This is a genomic window from Kribbella speibonae, from assembly GCF_004331375.1.
Lineage (GTDB): Bacteria > Actinomycetota > Actinomycetes > Propionibacteriales > Kribbellaceae > Kribbella > Kribbella sindirgiensis.
In genome coordinates this window covers 343,685-363,424 of sequence record NZ_SJKC01000008.1, presented here as the reverse complement: position 1 = coordinate 363,424, position 19,740 = coordinate 343,685, and the positions used below count along the sequence as shown (strand labels likewise).

The following is a 19,740-nucleotide window of genomic DNA, read 5'->3' as shown; positions in this document are numbered from 1 at the left end:
CTCAGCCCAGGGCTTTGATTTCGGTGGGGGTTAGGGTTCTGGTCCAGAGTTTGGCGTCGCCTAGTTGGCCGGTGTAGTAGGTCCAGGTGTTGTTGGGGGAGCGGGCTGCGCCGAATTGGGCGTTCGGGCGGACTCGGGCGTAGACGCCTTGGACGTTGGGGACTGGCGGTCCGCTGGCGATCTGTACGCCGTCGATGTAGATCGCGCCGAGGAACAGCGGGTTCCCGTCGGGGGCTCGGTTGACCTGGGTGGTGACGACGATCTGGTGCCACTTACCGTCGCGGACGTCCGGGCCGGTGGTGGGTCCGCCGAGGGGTACGCCGGCGAAGTTCGAGCGGACCCGCCCGTCGGTGGTCGAGATCGTGATGTCCTCGTTCCCGGGCACGGGGACGTACGCGAGCACATGCCCCGGCATCGTCGTCGGATAGGCGCCGCGTTGATCACCGAGAACCGGTCCGCCCTTGGTGGTGTTCACCCAGACCGAGACGGTCAGCGGCGCGTTGACCGTCAGCGTCTGCGGGATCGTCGCCATCGTGGACGAGCCGTCGAATTCCAGCGCACCGCCGACCCGCGGGTCACCGGTCGACGGATGCCAGACCGCTCCCGGCGTGACGATCGCCTCCTGGCTGTGATCCGCGGCGTCCGCGGCGACGGTGCCGCCGGACTCGTCGAACTTCCAGTGCGCGAACGGACCCGACGGCGCCGGTACGGTGGCCAGTTCCGCGACCTCCGCCGCAGCGAGCGCCCGGTGGTACACGCGGGCATCGTCGAGCGATCCGGTGTAGTAGAAGTACCCACCCGGAGTAGATGGCCAGGTGCCGAGAGACGTGTATCCCTTGCCCAGCAAGGAGAACCCGAGCCCTCCCGCCACCCGCCCGCACTGCAGGTCGCCGACCCGCTGCCCGTCGAGGTACATCGTTTGCCCGGTCGCGGTCGTGACCAGCGCGACGTGGTGCCAGGTGTCGTCGTTCACCACATTCGGCGACACCACCTGCCGGACCGCACAGCCCGCCGCGGTCAAGGCACCACCACGGAGCTTGCCGTCCACACCGACGTACAGCATCGGCTGTGCCTTCGTCGGCTTCACGTCGGCGTTGTCGTAGCGGTCCTGATAGCTCGCCAGTACGCCGGAACTCTTCGTCTTGAACCAGGTGGCGAACGTCGTCGCGGGCTGGTCCGGGGCATCGAGGAGGTTGTCCACCGCCTTGTCGGAGCCCGAGTGCTTGCGGAAGTGAATCGCGTTGGACTGCGCGCTGTCGAACGCGAGAGCACCCACGCGGGCGCCCCCCGACGGCTGCCACCAGGTGTACCGGCCCTTGGTCTGGTACACACCCCAGCGGTCCCCGGCCGAGTCGCCGACGTACTGGTCGTTGGTGCGCCCGGAGTCCATCCGCAACCACGCGACCAGGTCGTCGGTGATCGGGGTGCGCGGCCGCGTGAAGTCGCCGGCTGTGCTGCCGGTGCTCGGGTCCGACCCGTAGCGCCGTACCGAGTTGGCGTCGCTGAACGCGAACCGGTTGTTCATGCCGTTGTAGTTGTCCTCGGTGTACGCGTACCGCGTCCCGTTGGTGTGGGTGAAGGCGGTGAGGGACATGCCCCGATCGAGCCAGCCGGTCGAGTACGTCGGGAGCGCGGTCGCGGCTCGTCCGACGGGGAGACCGTCCCAGGTGTGCATGACGACCTGTTGCGCCTCGCCGGAGTACCTGCCGGTGTAGAAGTACCCGCCGGAGGAGTCGACGGCGAGCCCCACCGGCGAGTCCCGCACCCGGTGCCGTTGCCCGGCGAGCGGAGAGTACCCGCTGAACACGGACTTCTGGCCGGTCCGCAGGTCCCACATCGACACCGCGTTGCCGCCGTAGTTGGCGATGTGGTCGAACTCGCCGGTGTCGGTGCTGGCGTACAGCCGCTGGTTGGCGGTGTCGTAGGTGACCTGGTACGAGTTGTTCGTCCCGATCCCCGTGGCCGGGTCCTGGTCGTGCTCGGTGCCGGGCTGGATCGCGAAGCCGGCCGCGCTGTACACCGGAATGTCCCCGGTCAGCTTCATCGGCAGCCGTCCCACACCCGGTGTCGCGATGTGGTCGGGGGTGGCGGTGATCGTGCTCGCGTTCGCCATCCAGAGCGTGCCCTGGTTGTCGACCCAGATCGACGGGTTGCCCAGCAGGAACCCCGCATGGTCGAGCTTCTCGGTGACGTCCCCGGCATCACCGAGTACGGCGTTGTCGTTGGTGTTCGTGGTGATCGCCAGCCGGTCGCCGATATCGAACTGGTTGCGCGGACCACCCGCCGGGCTCAACCGGCGCAGCTGCGCCACGGGACGCATGCCCTGGCCGGAGGCGTTCAGCTGGTACACCAGGACACCGCCGAACGGGAACGTCCCCGGCTGCTGCCCGGCGCAGTTGGTCATGGCCGCGTCACTGCACCGCTGGCCGAGGAAAACGTATTCGTACTCCTTGCCATTGGCAAGCTTCCGGATCATCGTCGCGCTGATCGAGTACTGGTTGGCGCGGTCCTGCGGTGCCCAGTTGGCGGCCAGTTTCCACGGACGGCCTGGTGCGTTGTAGTCGATCCGGTACTCGCGGCCGAAGCTGGTCAAGCGGTCCTGACCGACCTTGACGTCGACGTCCGGCACCGGAATGTTCTGTCCCTGCTGGCGTTCCGGACGAGCCAGCCCGGTGACTGTGTCGAAGAACAGCGTCCGGCCGTTCCAGTAGTCGACCACCACGAGCGTTTTCCCGTCCGGCGCGAGCGCGATCGCCGCGTCACCGCCAGGTACCTGGGAGTCCGTGTCGTACTTCCAGCCGACGGTGTAGTCGGTGACCTTTCCCGGCGCGGGCATGGTGGACAGGTGCAGCGGCGTACTGCGTTCCGCGCCGGACGTGGCGTCGTACTTGCGGATCCTGCCGGTGCCGATCTCCGACACGTAGAGGGCGTTGGTTGCCTTGTCCCAGGCGAGTCCGAACGGGTTCAGCAGGCCGGCGCCGATGCTCAGCTCCGGCTTCATGGTCGCCGACGCCGCGTCGTACCGGTAGCGCTGCACGTGGTCGCCGGCGGTGATCCAGAAGCGGTTCGCGCCGTCGGTCACAATCCCGTGGGGTGCCGCGGTCAGCTTCATGGTGCTCTGCCCGGCGAGGATCGGCGCGGGTTTGCCGTCGGCCTTGGTGTACACGCGCAGCTGGCCGGTGGCCGTGTCGGCGACCCAGAGGTACGTCGCATCGACCGCGAGACCGGTGACGACGGGCTGGCCGACCGTCCACGGTGTCGTGACGATCGGGTTGCCCCATTCCGTGGCCTTGCCCGTGATCGCATCCCGTCGGACGATCCGATAGTCGGTCGCCTTGTCATTGAACGAGGCGACATACACATACCGGTCGTCGACCGCGATCCCGTGACCGCGCGGTTGCCCGGGCGCGAACCACTTCTGCTTACCGGTACTCAGGTCCGCCGGCGCAATCCGGCGTACGTGCGTCGCGGCCATCTCCTCGTAGCGCGAGACGAGGTACAGGTCGCCGTCCGGACCGTAGGTGACGCCGGCGGTCGCGTTCTGGTTGTCGGATGCCTCGAAGGACAGGCCGGGTACGACGCGGCCGCCGTCGCCGACTTCACCGTCGTACGTGCCCGAGACGGACGAGGTGATCGCACGCCAGCTGTACTTTCCGCCGCGTGTGTCCTGCCCCGAGTCGTCCTTGCCGTCCCACCGCACCTCGACCGTGCCGGTGCGGGACGCCAGGTCGTAGAGGTGGCGCACGACTTGACCGTGTTCGTCGTAGATCGCCGCCGAGAGCTTCGAACCGGGCGGCACCGGTACGGTTCCGAGGACATCCGCCGCCGGCCCGGGTGGCGCGGACATCACGAGAGTTGCGAGAACGAGTAGCACCTTGCCCAGCCGTGGCATGTCTTCCCCTCCGAGGTTCGACGAGCAGCGCCAACCATCGTCGGAGCGGGCCGTTTCATCGGCATTTCACGGCTGTCTCACGCAGGCAGGACCCTCTGGCCGTCGTACCGTGCAGGACCGATCGGAAGGGGAATGGCGTGCGTCGTGCGCTGGGTGTTGTGGCCGGGCTGTTGTTCGTCGGGATGGCGGTCCTGGTGTTCAAACAGCCGAGTTTCGTCATCAAGGACGACGGCGAGGGAGCGGTCCACGTCAGCTGCGGCTCGTTGATCGCGGTCGGCTGGCCGAGTGACTCGGCGTACCTGGACGACGAGGGCTCCACTCATTGGAACGAGGACGTCACCACCGATCGAAGCCTCGGCACCGCGGGATGGCTCGGGATCGCCCGTGAGTGCTCGGAGCGCCGCGACACCTATCTCGCCTTCGCGGTGATCGTCGCCTCGGCCGCGAACCTGGCCGTGCTGGCAGCGTTCATGACAGGCCGCAGAGCGGCCCTCAGCGGTCAGCTCGCCGCATAGAGGATCGGGTTCAGGACGGATTCAGGGACCTGGCCGATCGCGGTGCCTGGCATCCAGTTGGCGAGGTCCGCGGTTTGGTTGCGGTTGGTCGGTTCGGTGGTGCGGAGGTCGGCGTCGAGGTAGATGACGGTCATCACGCGGCGCGGCTCGGTGCCGCGGTTCGGGCCGGCGTGGTGGAAGGTCCAGCCGCGGTGGAAGCTCGCGTCGCCGAGTGCGAACGGTTCTACGACGTCCTCGAAGTGCTGCTCGGCCACGGCGTTCTGGAGTTGTGCCTCGGACTCGTCGGAGATCGGGAGGTCGCGGCCGAACGCGAAGTTGTGGCTGCCGCGGGCGAAGGCGAGCGGGCCCATCTCCAGCGGGGTTTCCTGCAGCGGCAGCCAGAGCGTCACGCAACGGTCGGACGACAGCGGCCAGTAGTACTGGTCGGCGTGCCACGGCGTGATGCCGCCGCTCGGCTCCTTGTAGAGCGCCTGGTCGTGGTAGAGCCGTACGGCGTGAACCCCGAGGAGCTGTGCCGCGATGCCGGCCAGGCGGCGGGCGAACACGAGCTCCTTGACCTTCTCGTTCTGCCGCCACAGGTTCGTCACCTGCAGGAACGCCTTGCCGTACGTGTCGCGCTCGGCCAGCGGCAGGTCCTGGGTGTTCAGCCGGATCACCTCGGAGGTGATCGTCGGCTCGTACTGCGCGATCGTTTCAGGAGTGAGTACGCCGGACAGGTGCACGAACCCGTCGCGGTTGAAGTCGGCGGTGGCGGTCGGCGGCAGGCCGTCGTACGGCGTCTCGAGCTCGTCGACGGAGATGTCCGTGGTCGTCATGGCATCCACGATTCCAAGCCGAGACCTGCGGTGCTACGCCGCTGATACCCAGTTCTGGTACTCAGTTGCCCACTTAGAATGGGTGGATGAAGCCGCGCTATGAACGGCCGGGCGTCCCCAGTGGTACGACGTTCACGTGCTTCACGAGGCGTGAACAGGGCTTCGACTTCGCCTGGCACTTCCACCAGGAGTACGAGCTCACGCTGATCTCGGCCGGATCAGGCACGAGGTATGTGGGTACCACCGTGGAGCGGTATCTTCCGGGTGACCTGGTCCTGCTCGGACCCGATCTGCCGCACACGTACGCGTCCGAGCCGTCCGATCAGCCGTCCGAGGCCGCGGTGACCCAGTTCCGGCACGACTTCCTCGGCGCTGGTTTCTTCGACCTCCCGCAGTTCGCCGCTGTCCACGATCTCCTCGCGGGTTCGGTCCGCGGGCTGTCCTTCAGCGACGTCGAACCGGAACTGCGTGCGGACATCGCAGGTCTCCCGCGGCTCACCCCGTCGGCCCAGACGACGCGGCTTCTCGACGTACTGCGTCGCCTCGCCGACACCACCGCGACCCCGATCACCGGCGCCGGGTACGCCGCCGCGCCGAGCACCGCCGTACGCGATCGGATCGACGTCGTGGTCCGGTACCTCCAGAAGGCTCATACCGAACCGGTGCTCCTGGACGAGGTCGCGGCGCTCGTGCACCTGTCGCCGACGTCGTTCAGCCGCTTCTTCCGCCGTGCCATCGGCTGCACGCTCACCGACTACGTCAACCAGTTGAGAGTGGAGACGGCCTGCCGTCTGCTCACCACGACCTCGCTCCCGGTGACGGAGGTCGCGGCGCGCAGCGGCTACCGGAACCTCGCCAACTTCAACCGCCGTTTCCGCGAGCTCAAGGCGATGCGCCCGACCCACTACCGAGCCGCGCTGACTCGATGAAAGCGATTTGAAAGCGGTATCGGGAACCCTGAGTCGACTGTGAACGCCGAACGGGCTCAGGAGGCACCGAGAAATGGCTGGTCAGCGATGGGACATGAGTCAGGGAGCGTTCGACCAGGCGGCCAAGGGCACCGCCGGGCGGGCGCAGGACCTGGGCGGACTGGTCAAGCAGCTCGTCGACGCCGCCGCGCCGCTGGAGGGCAAGTTCGGCGGTGAGGGCAAGAAGCAGTTCGACGCCTTCAAGCAGAACGTCGACGGCATCGCCGCGAGCCTGAACGCGGGGATGGCGCACCTGGCCGTCGGCCAGAGCGGCGTCGGAAGCGCGATGAACACCGCGCAGAACGAGCAGGTGACCACGGCCAAGCAGAACATGGGCAGCGCCGAGGGCCAGTCGGACGCCGCCCGCCGGTTCAGCGGCCGCTGACGCTCACGCATCGAGGAGAGCTTGGGGACATGAACGAGCGCAACAGCTACGACATCGGCGCCTCCGAAGAGGTCCAGACCCGGATCACGCAGCTGTCGGGTCAGATCAACTCGCTGATCGGGCAGCACGAGCGATCCGTGCAGGCGTTGCTGTCCGACGCGTCGATGACGAACGTGACCGAGGAGTACCGCGGGATCGAGTCGCAGTTCAGCAAGGCGGCCGAGGACGTCCGGGCGATCATCAAGCTGCTGACCGACACGTTGCAGGCCAACGACCGGACCGCGGAGGCCGCGCTGAAGAAGGCCAGCTCCGCCGTCAACCAGATCCCGCACTGACCGAGGGGCCATGACGGACTGGGACATCGACCCGGAAGGGGTCAGCCAGGTACTGCAGGCGACGTACGACGAGGCTCTGAAGCTCGAGACGTACGCCGGGAACTACACCTCGTACCTGCAGGGCGCGGCCGGTAACGCCGGCGGCATGATCGCCGACGCGCTGAACGGGTTCGCGATCGCCTACAACGGGTCGTTCAACGCGATCGCGGCGCAGATCATCGCGTCGATGACCGGGGCCAAGGACGCCACGATCGCCTACCTGGAAGGGCATCAGGAGATGGCGCTCACCGCGGCGCGGAACGCGAACGGCGTGTTCGACCGCGAGCACGAGGTCGCCGAGCGCAAGTCGGAGGAGCAGATGAAGACGCGGGAGGCCGAGCGCCCGGAGCCCGAGGCTCCCTCCACCGGGAAAGGCAAGTTCGAGAGGTCCGGCGGCGGCTTCGGCAAGGAAGAAGAGCTGGGCCCGGCCGAGCCGTACACCGGTACCGGGGGCACGTCGACGGTGGACTCCGGCACGACCCCGGGCGGAGCTGCCTGATGCCACTGGTCAACCCCGACGGTCTGCCGGACCTGATCCCCGGCAACCTCGATTACGTCGAGTCCAACGGCAAGAACCTGTCGGACGTCGGGCAGTTCATCACCGACACCGGCGCGGCGGTCAGCCGGAGCTTCTGGCAGTTGCAGGGCGTGTACGTCGCGCCGGAGGCGTACCAGCTGATGTGCACCATCAACCCGGCGTACAACGAATGCGCCCGGGTCGGGAACGCGATCAAGGACGTCGGCGACGCGATCCAGTCCTACGTGCGTGAGGTCCGGCCGCTGCACGACCGGCTCGAGCGCGTCAAGCAGGAGGCGTACACGTTCCTCGACGTGATCGAGCGGGAGGTCACCGCCGACGGCGAGGACTGGAACGACCATGAGGGCATCGTTGCCGACAACAACCGGATGGGCGAGACGATGAGCAACCTCGTTCTTGCCATCCTCGAGTGTCAGGTCCGGTGCGCCAACAGGATCGAGGCGGTGTACGGCGGCGCGGGCTGGAACCCGGAGACGCTCGACCGGAACTGGCAGCCCGGTATGCCGATGCGGACCGGCCCCAAGGTGCTCGTCCACAACGAGGACCCGGTCTATCCGGCGTGGGGCGGGTACGAGGAGTGGGACAAGCCCTGGATCATGGACGTCGGCGACTTCGCGGTCGACGTGGTGGACGCGCTGACGGTGATGTTCGGCATCCAGTGGGTCGCCCGCGAGTTGGGCGTCGATTCGATGTTCGGGCATCCTCCGGCCGACATGTACCAGACGTTCGACGCGTGGGGTGAGGCCGCGCTCGACTTCGTTTCGTTGCTGCACGCCATTCCTGGTGTCGGCGACGCGATCGATCTCGTCACGCCGGAGAGCTTCGGCAAGGACATGGACGCCCGGTTCAACTCGCAGATCGACGACATCCGCGAGGACTGGAACTCCGGCAACCAGGCGCGCGCGGTGGCCGGCGTCCTCGGCTTCATCCCTGGGGTCGGCAAGCTCGCCACGCTCGCGACGAAGGTGGGCAAGTTCGCCGGACTGGCCGGCAAGGTGCCGCTGATCGGCAAGATCGCCGACCACGCAGGCTCCTACCTGGACTTCAAGGCCGACATCCGCGCCGGCGCGATCCGCGGCGCCACCAAACTCCCGGTCCTGGGCGACGTCCTGAAGGGCATCTCCCACATCCCGATCCTCGGCGAGACGGTCCGCATAGAACGCGGCATCCCCCTCAGCAAAACCCTCAGGCCAGAACTCCCCGAAGCCCACATCCCCGACCCCAACCACCCAACCCACCCAGCAGACCCCCGCAACGCGGTCGACCCACGCAACCCGGTCGACCCCCGTCACTCGGTGGACCCGCGCGAGACGATCGACCCGCGTGTGCCGGTCGACCCGCGTCACCCGGTGGACCCGCGCGAGACAGTCGACCCCCGCCACCCGGTAGATCCCCGTAACCCGGTCGACCCACGTAACCCGGTCGACCCACGTAACCCAGTTGACCCGCGCCATCCGGTCGACCCGCGCGTGACGGTCGACCCCCACCAACTGGTGGATCCCCGCCAGACCATCGACCCGCGCCACCCAGTCGACCCGCGCCACCCAGTCGACCCACGCAATCCGGTCGATCCGCGTAACCCGGTGGATCCGCGCAATCCGGTTGACCCGCGGGAGAAGGTCGACCCGCGTCAGCCGGTCGATTCGCGGGAGAAGGTGGAGCCGCGTCAGCCGGTGGATTCACGGCATCCAGTTGACCCGCGCCACCCCGTTGACCCGCGTAATCCAGTTGATCCTCGTCACCCGGTGGATCCTCGGCAGACGGTGGATCCGCGCCATACCGGCGACCCGGGTCGGGTCGACTCGAAGGAACGGCCTGACGGCCGCCACGAGCCGGAACGCCGCCGCCCGAACGAACCACGCCGGCCCGGCGAACCCGAGCAGCCCGGCAACCCCGAGCAGACCGGCAGGCCCGAGCAGACCGGCACGCCCGAGTCGCCCGGCCGGGAGCGTACGCCGACCCCGGTCGGCAACCCGACCCCAATCCCCACAGGCAGAGTCGACCCACCCGGAACGGGCACCCGCCACGGCAGCGACGTACCGTCCACCCGCCCCGGCGACGGCTCGGACCCCACCCACTCGAACGACGACACCAAACCCAACCGAACCAAACGCCGCCCCGAAACCCCCACCCCCCGCGAACACCAGCGCCCGGATCACACGGATCGTCCCGATCACACGGATCGTCCGACACGTCAGGAGCGCGTGGATCGGCCGGACCACGCGTTGGAGCCGGGGAAGGGTTCGCATCCTGAGCCTGCGCCGTTTGCTCCGGTTGGTGCGGCGGCCGGTGTCGACACCGGGCGGTTGGCTCGCGTCGGGCAGAGCGGGTCGCCGACGAACGACCCGCACCACCGCGACCACGAAACCGACCGGAACTCCAACCATCACAGCGACCGGAACGCCGACCACGAAGGCGACCAAAGCCCAGAGCGCAACGTCGGGGATGGTGTGCCCGACAGTGCGGTGCGGTTCATCGGTGAGCGGGTGCGGAGGTTCTACGAGCACCCAGAGGCCAAGGTCGAGCTGCTGGATCGCGGAAGCCCGCGGTACGAGAAGTTCGCCGAACAGGCCCGCGAACTGGCCTCCGGCAACCTGCCAGAGCGCCAGAGCAAGGGCCGCGAGTACCTGTCCGAGGCCCTCGACGGTTCGCATCCGCACGTAGTGGTCGCGAGCGTCGGCGGCCGGATCGCGTCGGCGATCTCGCTGGACGTACAGCACGGTGAAATGCAGCTGAGCAAACTCGGCAGCGCCCACAACGGTACGCGCGGCGCCGCGACCGCGGTCGAGCACTTCGTCGCGCGATACGCCGCCGACAACGGCGGCCTGGCGGTCACGTCGGAGATGCCGCTCGCCGACGCCCACGACTTCCACCACAAGATCGGCCGCCGTACCGACCGGTTCCCCGGCAGCGGCCTGTCCGAGTGGTCGCCGTCCGACGTGCAGCAGATCGCGCGGCAGGCGGAGTCGATGTTCGACCGCGAAACGCTGGATCTGGTACGCCGGGACTTCGCGGACCTGCACGCGCGCCGTACGGCGGGTTCGCCGTCCGGGATCGATCCGGGCGCGACCGCGCACCGGCTGTCCAGCGCGGCCGACGAGTTCCGCCGCGAGGGCGGTCGCGTCGAGGTCGTCGAGAACGACACCAAAACCGACGCCCACGTCGACCTCGGTGACGGCGACGGCGTCAACGTGCCGGCGAACGGCCGGACCTTCGTCTCGTACGACCGGCACGGCCGCCCGACGTCGGTGCTGACGATCCGGGACACCCGAACGCACGTGGAGATCGAGGGCCTCCGGCTCGGCGGCACGCTGACGCCTGGTGCAGTGGAGGCCGGCGTACGCGAGCTGGTCCGGCATGCGTCTCGCAGCGGTCTGGACATCCATGGCCGGTTGCCTGGAGACGCCGGTACGGCGCTGGGCCGAGCTCTCGGGACGGAACACGGCCGGGTGCCGACGGAGGGGCTGCCGACCCGCGCAGCAACAGAAATCACCCACCACCTACCCGACGGAGACAGCCCCCCAGTACACGCAGTCCAAGAAGGCGGCACAGTCCGCCACGCCCCCGTACCTCCCAACCACCCCCCAACCCACGCAGACCCGACACGGGCTGGTGAAGCGAGTGCTGCAGGTGGGCCTGCGGGAGCACCCGTTGGTGTCGTGGGAGCGGCGGCCAAGTCCGGTAAGCACGCCGCCGAGGCGTCTGCGGAGGGGGTCGACGAGATGCCCGACCACGACGGACCGCTCGGCAGCGCACACGACCCGCGCGGCGACCACGACCGCACGCCGCGCGAGGACGCGGATGGTACGCACGGCGTGGACGAACGGCCAGTGCATACCGAGCAGGTGGGACACGGGGAAGGCCCAGGAGGATTCGAAGAGATCGGACGCAGGCTCTCGGGCGACGACGACTCGAGCACACGTCCAACCGACGACGGTCGGCCCGATCGTGCGCGTCAGTCGGAGGAGGCTGAGCGTCCGCGGGGGCCTGAGCAGGCGGAGCGGCGTGAGCCTGTTGGGCGGTCGGGTGATGGCGGGGATCTGGGGGAGATTGGGCGTCGGCTGCTGGGGGAAGACGAGGGGCGGCGTTCGCAGGGGCGTGCTGATGGGGCTGACAGGACTGGTCGGCGTGGGGAACGTGCTGGGGAGTCGGGGGAGCGGCGCGGTGAAGATCGTGGGGACTCGGGGGAGCGGCGCGGGGAGCCGGATATTCGCCGGGCTGCGAAATGGCGGGATGGCGATGAGAAGTTGATTGAGTCGTTGCGGTCGGATCGCCAGCGGGTGGGGGCGGCGGGGGAGGCGCGGCCGGACGTTCGGCCGGTTTTGTGGGAGAGCGGGGATCCGGACGGGGCCAAGTTGGAGCGGGTGCGGGAGGCTTCGGCGGGGGATCGGCTCGGGCGGGTTGACGAATGGTCGGGGATTCTCGACGACGGGTCGCCGGAGAAGCTCTCGACGCGGACGGCTTGTGCGGAACGGTTCCGGACGTTCGCCGACATGATGAACGGCGGGGATCCGCGACTTGCCGTCGGCAACGCGTTCGGTGCGGGGGAGTCGCGTGCGGAGATGTGGGAGTGGCTCGGCGGAAAGCCGGGATATCGCCCGCATGACCCGCTGCGGAGTACGCCGGAGGAGTTCACCGCCGACGCCTACCGGCAGTTGGAGCGGTCGTTGCGCGGGAGCCCGCCGGGGACCGTGGCGTACCTCGGTGTCGATTGGCACGAGGGCAGTGGGCACGCGTTCGGTGCGTTCGTCGACCGAGGTGGCCGGGTTCGGTGGTGGGACGGCAATCAGCGGTTGTACGACGAGCACGCTCCGGTCACCGGTGTGTGGCCGCCGAGGACCCGTGCGCTGCGGGGGCTCGAGGTCGCGATGCGGCGACCGGGTGAGCGGTGGTTGACGCCTGGCGCCGATGGCCGGTGGGGCGAGCTCGGGCATCTGCCCGACGACTCGCAGATGATCGACTTCCGCTATCCGCGGCCCGATCACCCGACAACACCCGCCACCACCCAGCAGACCGGCGAGGTGCCCGGTGACGGTGGGGATGTTGGGCGGTTGGGGCGGAACGAGTATCGGGCTGTTGGGCCGGAGGGTGGGGCGCCGGGGCTGCGGGTGACTGCGCGGGAGGCGGTTGGTACGGATCCGCGGGGGCGGCATGTTCCTTGGACCGCGGTGGATCGGTTGGTGCCGCGGGAGGCGCGGGTGAACGCGACTGCCTGGGAGCGGATGGGGCACGAGTGGGACCGGTGGATCGGGTCGGGGCATGAGGTGCGGGCCGAGCTCGTACCGTCTGCTCCGGGCACGGAACCGCGTGCGCTCAGGGTGCGGTACGAGGTCGTCGATCCGCAGACCGGGCGGACCGTCTGGGATGGTGGGCGCGGCACGTTCGACCACACCGGCGGAGCTGTCCTGCGGCACCCGGACGGCCGCGTCGAACAGTTCGAGCCCGCAGGTACGCCGACCTACAACCAATCACCCGACCCGGTTCCTCAGGTGCATCGGGGGAATGGGCGGCGGGCGGACTTCGGGGAGTCGTTCCCGGAGTTGGTGGAGATCAATCCGGATCGGCCGGGGTTGCCGGCGCGGCGGAAGTGGCAGAACTGTGAGGCTTCGGTGATCGCGGCCGAGTTGACCTTGCGGGGGCGGCCGTCCTCGGCGTTGATGGTCGATCCGGTGGACCTGGAAGGGAGCCAGCGGCTGCGGATGACGGAGCGGGTCGGTCTGCCGTACGAGACCTTCCGTGAGGTCAGCGACTTCGACGAGATCGCGCAGGAGATCTATCGCGCCGGTGACAGGGCTCGCGGTCTGGTGTGCGGTTATCGCTCGTTCCTCGGGATCCCGACGTCGGGCCACGTGTTCATGGTCGTCAACCGGCACGGCCGGGTGTACTACGTCGACCCGCAGCAGCGCGGCTGGGCCCGGCTGGAACGGTTCTCCGCGGGCCTCGAGTTCCTTCGCACGAACTACGGAAGCAACGAAGGACAGTGACATGAAGCTGACCGATGCACGCGCAGCAGCAGCGACGTTCCTCGAGAGCATGGAAGCGGGCGAGCCGTTGCGCCTGGCAACCAATGACGAGAACGTGGCGGATGTCGGCTGGGCCTGGGTCTTCCCCTGGTCGACGGCGCGGTGGTTCGACACCGGCCGGGGCCGTCCACCCGTCGGCGCCGGCCCGATCGTGGTGGTGAAGTCGACCCGCGACACGTGGATGCTCGGCAGCGCGACGCCGTACGAAGAGCAACTGAAGGTTTATGCGGCCGAACGCGGGTTGGAGCACACGGATCCCGGGGCCGAGGCAGCGACCGACCTCGCCGCCTGGCTGACCGCCCAGGGTCCGGGGACGGTGACGCCGGCCGACCTGGCGACCTGGCGCCGGCGCGACGTAGGGGACTGGTGGTTGTTCGAGATGCCTGGAATCACCGACACGATGTTCCTGGTCGGCGAGGCGGTGGTGTACGAGTTCCACCCGAGCCGGATGTCCGTCGACGAGGCGCTGGCCGCGGCCGGCGGGACGGGGTGACGGGCCGTGCCGCGGGAGTACAACAACCAGATCATCGAGTCCGTGAGCGTACGGCGGCAGCGGCTGCGGGACGCCGCGCTGTTCGGGGCCGACCGGGCCCGGCACAGCTTGGACGAGGGCGTCGGCAAGTTGTTCGCCAGTGTCGCGCTGGCGGCGGTGATCTGCGCCGGGTGCGTCGGCTGGTCGTTCATCGATCGCGAACTGGCCAAGGAGAAGCAGCAGAACCAGCCGACCCAAACCGTGGCCCCGAGCCCGTCACCAACACCAACAGCAACACCAACCACCAAACGACCGACGGCAAGCCCGTCCCGAACGCGCTGAGCGCCAAAAGCCCCCGGAAGGAGATCCCGTGTCTACCCTCGTGCACCGCCCGGCGCGGAGCACCCGGCATCTCGGCGAGCAGCCGCCGAAGGTGATCGAGGCGCCGCCGACGCTCGGCCAGGCCGGCGGCGGTGGCGGGCCGATGCAGGCTCTGCTGCCGATCACCGGTGTCCTCGGCTCGGTCGGCATGATGGCGGTGACGCGGAGCACCTTGTTCATGGTGGTGGGCGCGGCGATGCTGGTGGCCACGCTCGCGGGCGTCCTCGGGTCGGCGATGTCGCAGCGCGGTCGCGCCGGCCGGGATCGGCGGAAGCAGCGCGAGCGGTACCTCGACTACCTGGAGCGTCTGCGCGACGAGTTCGCCAAGACCGAGCGGACGGTACGGTCCGAGGCCGGTCTTCTGGACCCGCCGAGCGATGCGCTGGTCGACTGCGCGCGTGACCCGGCGCGGCTCTGGGAGCGCCGCCGTACGGACTCGGATTTCCTCAAGGTTCGCTGCGGTACCGGCCGGATCCCGGTCGGTCCGGCGACCGTGGCGCAGAACCCGGGCGCGACCATGGATCCGCCCGATCCGTTCATGATGGCGGAAGCGCAGGCCGTCGTACGCCGTTTCGCGCTGATGCCGGAGATGCCCCTCACGGTGCCGATGGACCAGGTCGGCAATGTCAGTATCGTCGGCGATCGGGACGGCGTGGTGAACGTGGCCCGGTCGCTCCTGCTGCAGTTGGCGGTGTTCCACGCGCCGGAGGATGTCGAGCTGGCGGCGTGTTTCCCGCCCGCGGCGATGCAGGACTGGCAGTGGCTGAGCTGGTTGCCGCATGTCCTGGATCCGGAGCGTCAGGACGGCCCGCACCCGTTCCGCAGGATCGCGCCGTCACCGGTCGAGCTGGCCGGCCTGATCGCGGACGATCTGGCGGAGCGGACGAAGTGGGCGAGTGAGGCCCGGCGCGGGTCGATGGGGCAGCAGGACAGCCGCCGGTTGACCCAGCGTCTGCTGGTGCTCCACGACACCTACGGGCAAGTCAGTGCGGAGGTGCGTGCACAAGGCGAGAGCCACGACACTCCGGCACTCGGTCTGACTGTTCTGCACCTGGTCGCCGATCGAACCCAGGAACCCAGCAACGTCGCGGTCCGGATCTCGGTCCAAGGTGACGAGGTGGTGGTCGAGGACCTGCGGAGCGGTCAGCCGCTGGTCGCGACCGGTCAGCCCGACCGTACGACGGCTGCCGTCGCCGAGGGGATCGCCCGGAGGCTGGCGCCGCTGCGGCTGTCGAAGGAGTCCGCCGAGGAGGATGCGTACACGTCCGACATCGACGTGATGGGCATGCTCGGCATCGACGACCCGGGCCACCTCGACCGGACGCGGATGTGGTCCGCCCGCAACGAGCGCAACTTCCTGCGGGTGCCGATCGGTCTCGACCAGGCCGGCGCCCCGGTGATGCTGGATCTGAAAGAGTCCGCCCAGCTCGGGATGGGCCCGCATGGCCTGTGCGTCGGCGCGACCGGGTCCGGGAAGTCGGAGTTGCTGCGCACGCTCGTGCTCGGGTTGCTCGCCACGCACAGCCCGGAAGACCTGGCGATGGTCCTCATCGACTACAAGGGCGGCGCGACGTTCGCTCCGTTCGAGGGCGTACCGCACGTCGCCGGGATCATCACCAACCTGGTCGACGACCCGACCATGACCGAACGGGCGTACGCGAGCCTGTCCGGCGAGGTCCAGCGCCGGCAGCGGGTCCTGCGGGATGCCGGGAACATCGCGAACATCACCGATTACCGCCTGCTCCGCCAGCAGCGGGCCGAACTGGATCCGCTGCCGCATCTGTTCGTGATCATCGACGAGTTCGGCGAACTGCTGACCGTACGGCCGGACTTCATCGACCTGTTCTTGTCGATCGGCCGGATCGGGCGGTCGATCGGCGTCCATCTGCTGCTGTCCAGCCAGCGGATCGAGAGCGGTCAGCTGCGCGGGTTGGAGACCTATCTGTCGTACCGGTTGGGGCTTCGCACGTTCTCCGAGGACGAGAGCCGTTCGGTGCTCGACACCACCGACGCCTTCCACCTGCCGCCGCTGCCGGGGTTCGGCTACCTCAAGGTGGACGTGTCGGTGTACCAGCGGTTCAAGGCGGCGTACGTCTCCGGCCCGTACACCGGCAGGATCAACCGCGAGCCGGAGAAACCGGGCCCGGTGGTCCGGCCGTACCTGCTGACGCCGTACCAGCAGGACCTCGGAGGGCTCGCGCCGGCGACCGACGAGGAGGACGGCGCGACCGAGCGCACGACCGGCCCAACAGTGCTCGATATGTTCGTCGGCCAGGTCAAACCGGCGGCCAAGAAGGTGAATCAGATCTGGCTGCCGCCGCTGCCGGTGGCCTGCACGCTGGACCAGCTCGCGGGCGATCCACGGCCGGGTCCGCGAGGGTTGCAGTTCCCGGCCGGTTCGCCGCAGCTGGCACCGCCGATCGGGGTGCTCGACGACCCGCGTCGGCAGCGGCAGGAAGTACTGCGGCTCGACCTGACCGCGGCCGGCGGGCACTGCGCGCTGATCGGCGGTCCGCAGTCCGGCAAGACCACCACGATCCGGACGATCGTGACCGCGCTCGCCCACAGCCATACCCCGGCCGAGGTGGCGATCTACGGACTCGACCTGGCCGGCGGCGGGTTGCAGCCGTTGCGCGATCTGCCGCACGTCGGCGGGATCGCGATCCGTACCGACCGGAACCGGCTGCGGCGGACGCTGGAGGAGATCCGGGGGATGATCGACCACCGCGAACGGGTGTTCCGCGACCGCGGCATCGACACGATGGAGACCTTGCGCGAACTGCACGGCGCGGGCGAGGTGCCCGAGTTGCCCTGCGCGGACGTCGTGCTGCTGGTCGACAACTTCGGCGCGATCCGGACGCAGTTCGACGAGATCGACGAACCGATCGCGGACATCCTGCAACGCGGCAGCGGGTACGGCGTTCATGTCGTGGCGGCGATGCTGCGCTGGAACGACGTACGGATGCAGCTGCAGTCGCTGTTCGGCACGGTGCTCGAGCTGCGGCTGAACGATCCGTCCGATTCCATGATCGACACGCGTCTGCAGAAGACGATGCGCAGCGCTCGGCCCGGCCGGATGCTCACGCCGCAGGGCAAGCTGTTCGCTCAGGTCGCGTTGCCGCGGGTCGATGGCCGGGTCGACGACGACCGTCTCAGCCAGGTCCTCGAGTCGCAGTCGGTCGCGATCAGGTCCGCCTGGAGTGGCGCGCTCGCCCCGCAGGTCAGGGTGCTGCCGTTCCAGGTCGGGCGCCGGGCGCTGCCGAGCTCGGTGACCGAACCGGAGCGGGTGCCGATCGGCCTGGACGAGGCCGGGCTGGCGCCGGTCCTGCTCGACCTGTCCGGCGACGACGGCAACTTGGTTGCCTTTGGCGACAACGAGTGCGGCAAGACCAACCTGCTCCGGCTGGTGATGCAGCAGCTCGCCGACCGGTACGCCGCGTCGGCGGAGCTCGTGTTCGGGGTGATGGATCCTCGGCGCTCCCTGACCGACGTAGTGAAGTCGCTGCCCGAGGACTACATCGGCGGCCACGCGACCAACATCCGGCAGGCGGCCGGGCTGGCGAGCGCGATCGCCGAGGAGCTGGAGCGGCGGATGCCCGACGACTCCGGGACGCCGCCCGGCACAGGCCCGCGGATCGTCGTGATGGTCGACGACTACGACCTGCTCACCACCGGCGGTCAGTCGCCGCTGGAGCCGTTGCTGCCGTACGTCGCGTCCGGTCGCGATCTGAACCTGCATTTCGTCGTCGTACGGCGTGCCTCGGGCGCGTCCCGTTCGCTGTACGAACCGTTCCTGCAGGCCGTCCTCGAATCCGGTTGCGCCGGGCTGGTGATGGCCGGCGACCGAGGCGAAGGCCAGATCTTCACCGGCGCCCGGCCAGGCAGCTACCCGGCCGGCCGGGGACTGTTCGTCCGGCGCGGGGACAGCCCCGTACTGATCCAAACAGCGCTTGCCGATGCCACTGGCCAGCTAGGAGGACCTTCATGACGTACGACGTGGTGGCGCTGCTGGAGCGGATGCCGTCCGACGAGGATGTACTGGCGTCGCTCGCGGCCACCGGTACCGAGCATCGCGTCCGGGCGGTGTCGGGCGGCATGGTGATCCAGCTCTGCGACGAGCACGAGGTCCCGCTGGTGTCGATCGACACCCCGATGTACATCCAGGTGCCGGGCGAGCCGATGCGGCAGTTCGGGGCCGCGTACGCCGACGTACCGACGCCGACCTGGTGGGTGGAGATCCGCGCCGCGGCGCACGACGCCGGCTCCCGGTTGGCATGGCGGTACGCCGAGGAACTGGTCGTACGGACCGGCGGCCGGATCTGGGCACCGCCACCCGCAGCTCAGAATGGAGCCGAGCATGCCTAACGCCCTGGACTACAGCCCTGGCCTGGATCTCGTCACCGACGAGGTGGCGGTCATGATGCAAGACCGCCTGGTGGTCGGCCTGTCCGCCTGGTTGCTGGACGCGGTGGCCGCTGCCGAGCGCGAGGGCCGCGGCGTTCAACTGGTCACGCCCGCCGGCGTCCGCCTCAGCTATCCGGCGCGGACCCGCCTGTTCTCGGGCCGCAACACTCGCTGGGTGGTGCAGGCCGGCGAGGCTTACGACGGGCTGACCGGGGTGAAACTCAGCTGGGACGGCAAGAAGTTCGCGCCGGTCACCGGGCCCGACGGCCGCGGAGAACTGGCTGCCGCGTGGACGGCCGATCCCGAGCGGCTCGAGGTCCGGGCGAACCTTCAGGTGCTCGCGCGCGTGCGCTACCCGGCGCTGGACAGCACACTCGTTGGTCGGGCCACCGAATTGCTCTTCACCGAGCTGACCGGCGCGCCGCCGATCGGCTGGGGCACCGAGGAGCCGGTGAACCGTCCGTGGAACGCCGAGGCCGGCGCGTCACTGACGGCGTACTGCCATCGGCGGTCTCCGAGGCCTTCGCTGCTCACCGTTGTCGGCGCGGCGACCGATGGAATCCTGCCCGCGACCGGATCCGCGGTCGTCAACCGCCGGCCTGCCGGTATCGAGGAGACAGTGATGCTCGCGGTCGCGCAACCGGGACTCGAACCGCCTGACGCTGACAAGGTCCGGGACGTGATCGGACGGCTCGCCGAAGAGGTCGAGTTGGTGACAGTGCTGGTCAGCGCGGCCGGTGCGGCTGCCGACACCACGTCGTACCCGCACTTCACCGGATTCCCCGGGCCGATCGGTCTCGCGATCGGTCCGCAGGAAGCGCGGACCGGCACGGCGACCAAGTCGGTGCCGATCGGACCGGCGTCTCGTCCGGCGGCCTGGTACGGGCTCGGCGACGGCACGCGGATGCCGGACTGGGAACGACTCGGTGACCTCCTGCGCGGCGTCATCGCCGGTACTGAAAGCGAAGGATGA

The 19,740-nt window shown here is 69.1% G+C and carries 13 protein-coding genes; 11 read left to right on the top strand and 2 right to left on the bottom strand.

Annotation, left to right across the window (positions count from 1 at the left end):
- Position 1: 1 nt before the first annotated feature.
- Positions 2-3,892: a LamG-like jellyroll fold domain-containing protein gene (locus E0H92_RS40600; protein ID WP_131500040.1), complete on the bottom strand. Its 3,891-nt coding sequence runs from the start codon at positions 3,890-3,892 to the stop codon at positions 2-4.
- Between the two features lie 137 nt (positions 3,893-4,029).
- Between E0H92_RS40600 and E0H92_RS40595 the strand changes: the two genes are divergently transcribed.
- The gene (locus E0H92_RS40595; protein ID WP_131500039.1) at positions 4,030-4,407 is read left to right on the top strand and encodes a hypothetical protein; all 378 of its coding nucleotides are present in this window, start codon (positions 4,030-4,032) and stop codon (positions 4,405-4,407) included.
- On the opposite strand, the gene E0H92_RS40590 is transcribed toward E0H92_RS40595, so the two are convergent.
- Positions 4,392-5,222 carry a phytanoyl-CoA dioxygenase family protein gene (locus tag E0H92_RS40590; protein ID WP_131500038.1) on the bottom strand — a complete coding sequence of 277 codons (831 nt, stop codon included), beginning with the start codon at positions 5,220-5,222 and terminating at the stop codon, positions 4,392-4,394. The two genes, E0H92_RS40595 and E0H92_RS40590, sit on opposite strands and share 16 nt — an antisense overlap.
- 86 nt (positions 5,223-5,308) lie before the next feature.
- Here E0H92_RS40590 and E0H92_RS40585 point away from each other — a divergent pair, with 86 nt between their 5' ends.
- The 10 genes from E0H92_RS40585 (at position 5,309) to E0H92_RS40540 (ending at position 19,740) form a co-directional block, all read left to right on the top strand.
- On the top strand, positions 5,309-6,151 hold the full coding sequence (locus tag E0H92_RS40585) for an AraC family transcriptional regulator (protein WP_131500037.1): 843 nt from the start codon (positions 5,309-5,311) through the stop codon (positions 6,149-6,151).
- Positions 6,152-6,245: 94 nt separating this feature from the next.
- Positions 6,246-6,575 (top strand): hypothetical protein, encoded by a 330-nt coding sequence (locus E0H92_RS40580; RefSeq protein ID WP_131293715.1) that lies wholly within the window; start codon positions 6,246-6,248, stop codon positions 6,573-6,575.
- Between the two features lie 29 nt (positions 6,576-6,604).
- Positions 6,605-6,910, top strand: coding sequence for a hypothetical protein (locus E0H92_RS40575; RefSeq protein WP_131293716.1), 306 nt, complete (start codon positions 6,605-6,607; stop codon positions 6,908-6,910).
- A gap of 10 nt (positions 6,911-6,920) precedes the next feature.
- Positions 6,921-7,448 (top strand): DUF6507 family protein, encoded by a 528-nt coding sequence (locus E0H92_RS40570; RefSeq protein WP_131500036.1) that lies wholly within the window; start codon positions 6,921-6,923, stop codon positions 7,446-7,448.
- Entirely contained in the window at positions 7,448-13,471 is a 6,024-nt protein-coding gene (locus tag E0H92_RS45615; RefSeq protein WP_131500035.1) for a toxin glutamine deamidase domain-containing protein, read from the top strand. Before E0H92_RS40570 ends, E0H92_RS45615 begins: the two co-directional genes overlap by 1 nt.
- Position 13,472: 1 nt before the next feature.
- Positions 13,473-14,003: a YrhB domain-containing protein gene (locus E0H92_RS40560; RefSeq protein ID WP_131463106.1), complete on the top strand. Its 531-nt coding sequence runs from the start codon at positions 13,473-13,475 to the stop codon at positions 14,001-14,003.
- A 6-nt stretch (positions 14,004-14,009) separates the two neighbouring features.
- Positions 14,010-14,324: a hypothetical protein gene (locus tag E0H92_RS40555; protein WP_131463107.1), complete on the top strand. Its 315-nt coding sequence runs from the start codon at positions 14,010-14,012 to the stop codon at positions 14,322-14,324.
- Between the two features lie 28 nt (positions 14,325-14,352).
- A complete protein-coding gene (eccCa, locus tag E0H92_RS40550) occupies positions 14,353-18,351 on the top strand; it encodes a type VII secretion protein EccCa (RefSeq protein ID WP_131500034.1) in 3,999 nt (1,332 codons plus the stop codon).
- Positions 18,348-18,728 (top strand): hypothetical protein, encoded by a 381-nt coding sequence (locus E0H92_RS40545; protein WP_131463109.1) that lies wholly within the window; start codon positions 18,348-18,350, stop codon positions 18,726-18,728. Before eccCa ends, E0H92_RS40545 begins: the two co-directional genes overlap by 4 nt.
- A complete protein-coding gene (locus E0H92_RS40540; RefSeq protein ID WP_131500033.1) occupies positions 18,721-19,740 on the top strand; it encodes a DUF6177 family protein in 1,020 nt (339 codons plus the stop codon). The genes E0H92_RS40545 and E0H92_RS40540 overlap by 8 nt, the downstream gene beginning before the upstream one ends.

What these genes read in the sequence shown, in the direction of transcription:
- E0H92_RS40575 (WP_131293716.1), top strand. Translation starts at nt 6,605, where the DNA reads ATGAACGAGCGCAACAGCTACGACATCGGCGCCTCCGAAGAGGTCCAG.
- E0H92_RS40560 (WP_131463106.1), top strand. Translation starts at nt 13,473, where the DNA reads ATGAAGCTGACCGATGCACGCGCAGCAGCAGCGACGTTCCTCGAGAGC.
- E0H92_RS40590 (WP_131500038.1), bottom strand. Translation starts at nt 5,222, where the DNA reads ATGACGACCACGGACATCTCCGTCGACGAGCTCGAGACGCCGTACGAC.
- E0H92_RS40580 (WP_131293715.1), top strand. Translation starts at nt 6,246, where the DNA reads ATGAGTCAGGGAGCGTTCGACCAGGCGGCCAAGGGCACCGCCGGGCGG.
- E0H92_RS40585 (WP_131500037.1), top strand. Translation starts at nt 5,309, where the DNA reads ATGAAGCCGCGCTATGAACGGCCGGGCGTCCCCAGTGGTACGACGTTC.
- E0H92_RS40545 (WP_131463109.1), top strand. Translation starts at nt 18,348, where the DNA reads ATGACGTACGACGTGGTGGCGCTGCTGGAGCGGATGCCGTCCGACGAG.
- E0H92_RS40600 (WP_131500040.1), bottom strand. Translation starts at nt 3,892, where the DNA reads ATGCCACGGCTGGGCAAGGTGCTACTCGTTCTCGCAACTCTCGTGATG.
- E0H92_RS45615 (WP_131500035.1), top strand. Translation starts at nt 7,448, where the DNA reads ATGCCACTGGTCAACCCCGACGGTCTGCCGGACCTGATCCCCGGCAAC.
- E0H92_RS40540 (WP_131500033.1), top strand. Translation starts at nt 18,721, where the DNA reads ATGCCTAACGCCCTGGACTACAGCCCTGGCCTGGATCTCGTCACCGAC.
- E0H92_RS40570 (WP_131500036.1), top strand. Translation starts at nt 6,921, where the DNA reads ATGACGGACTGGGACATCGACCCGGAAGGGGTCAGCCAGGTACTGCAG.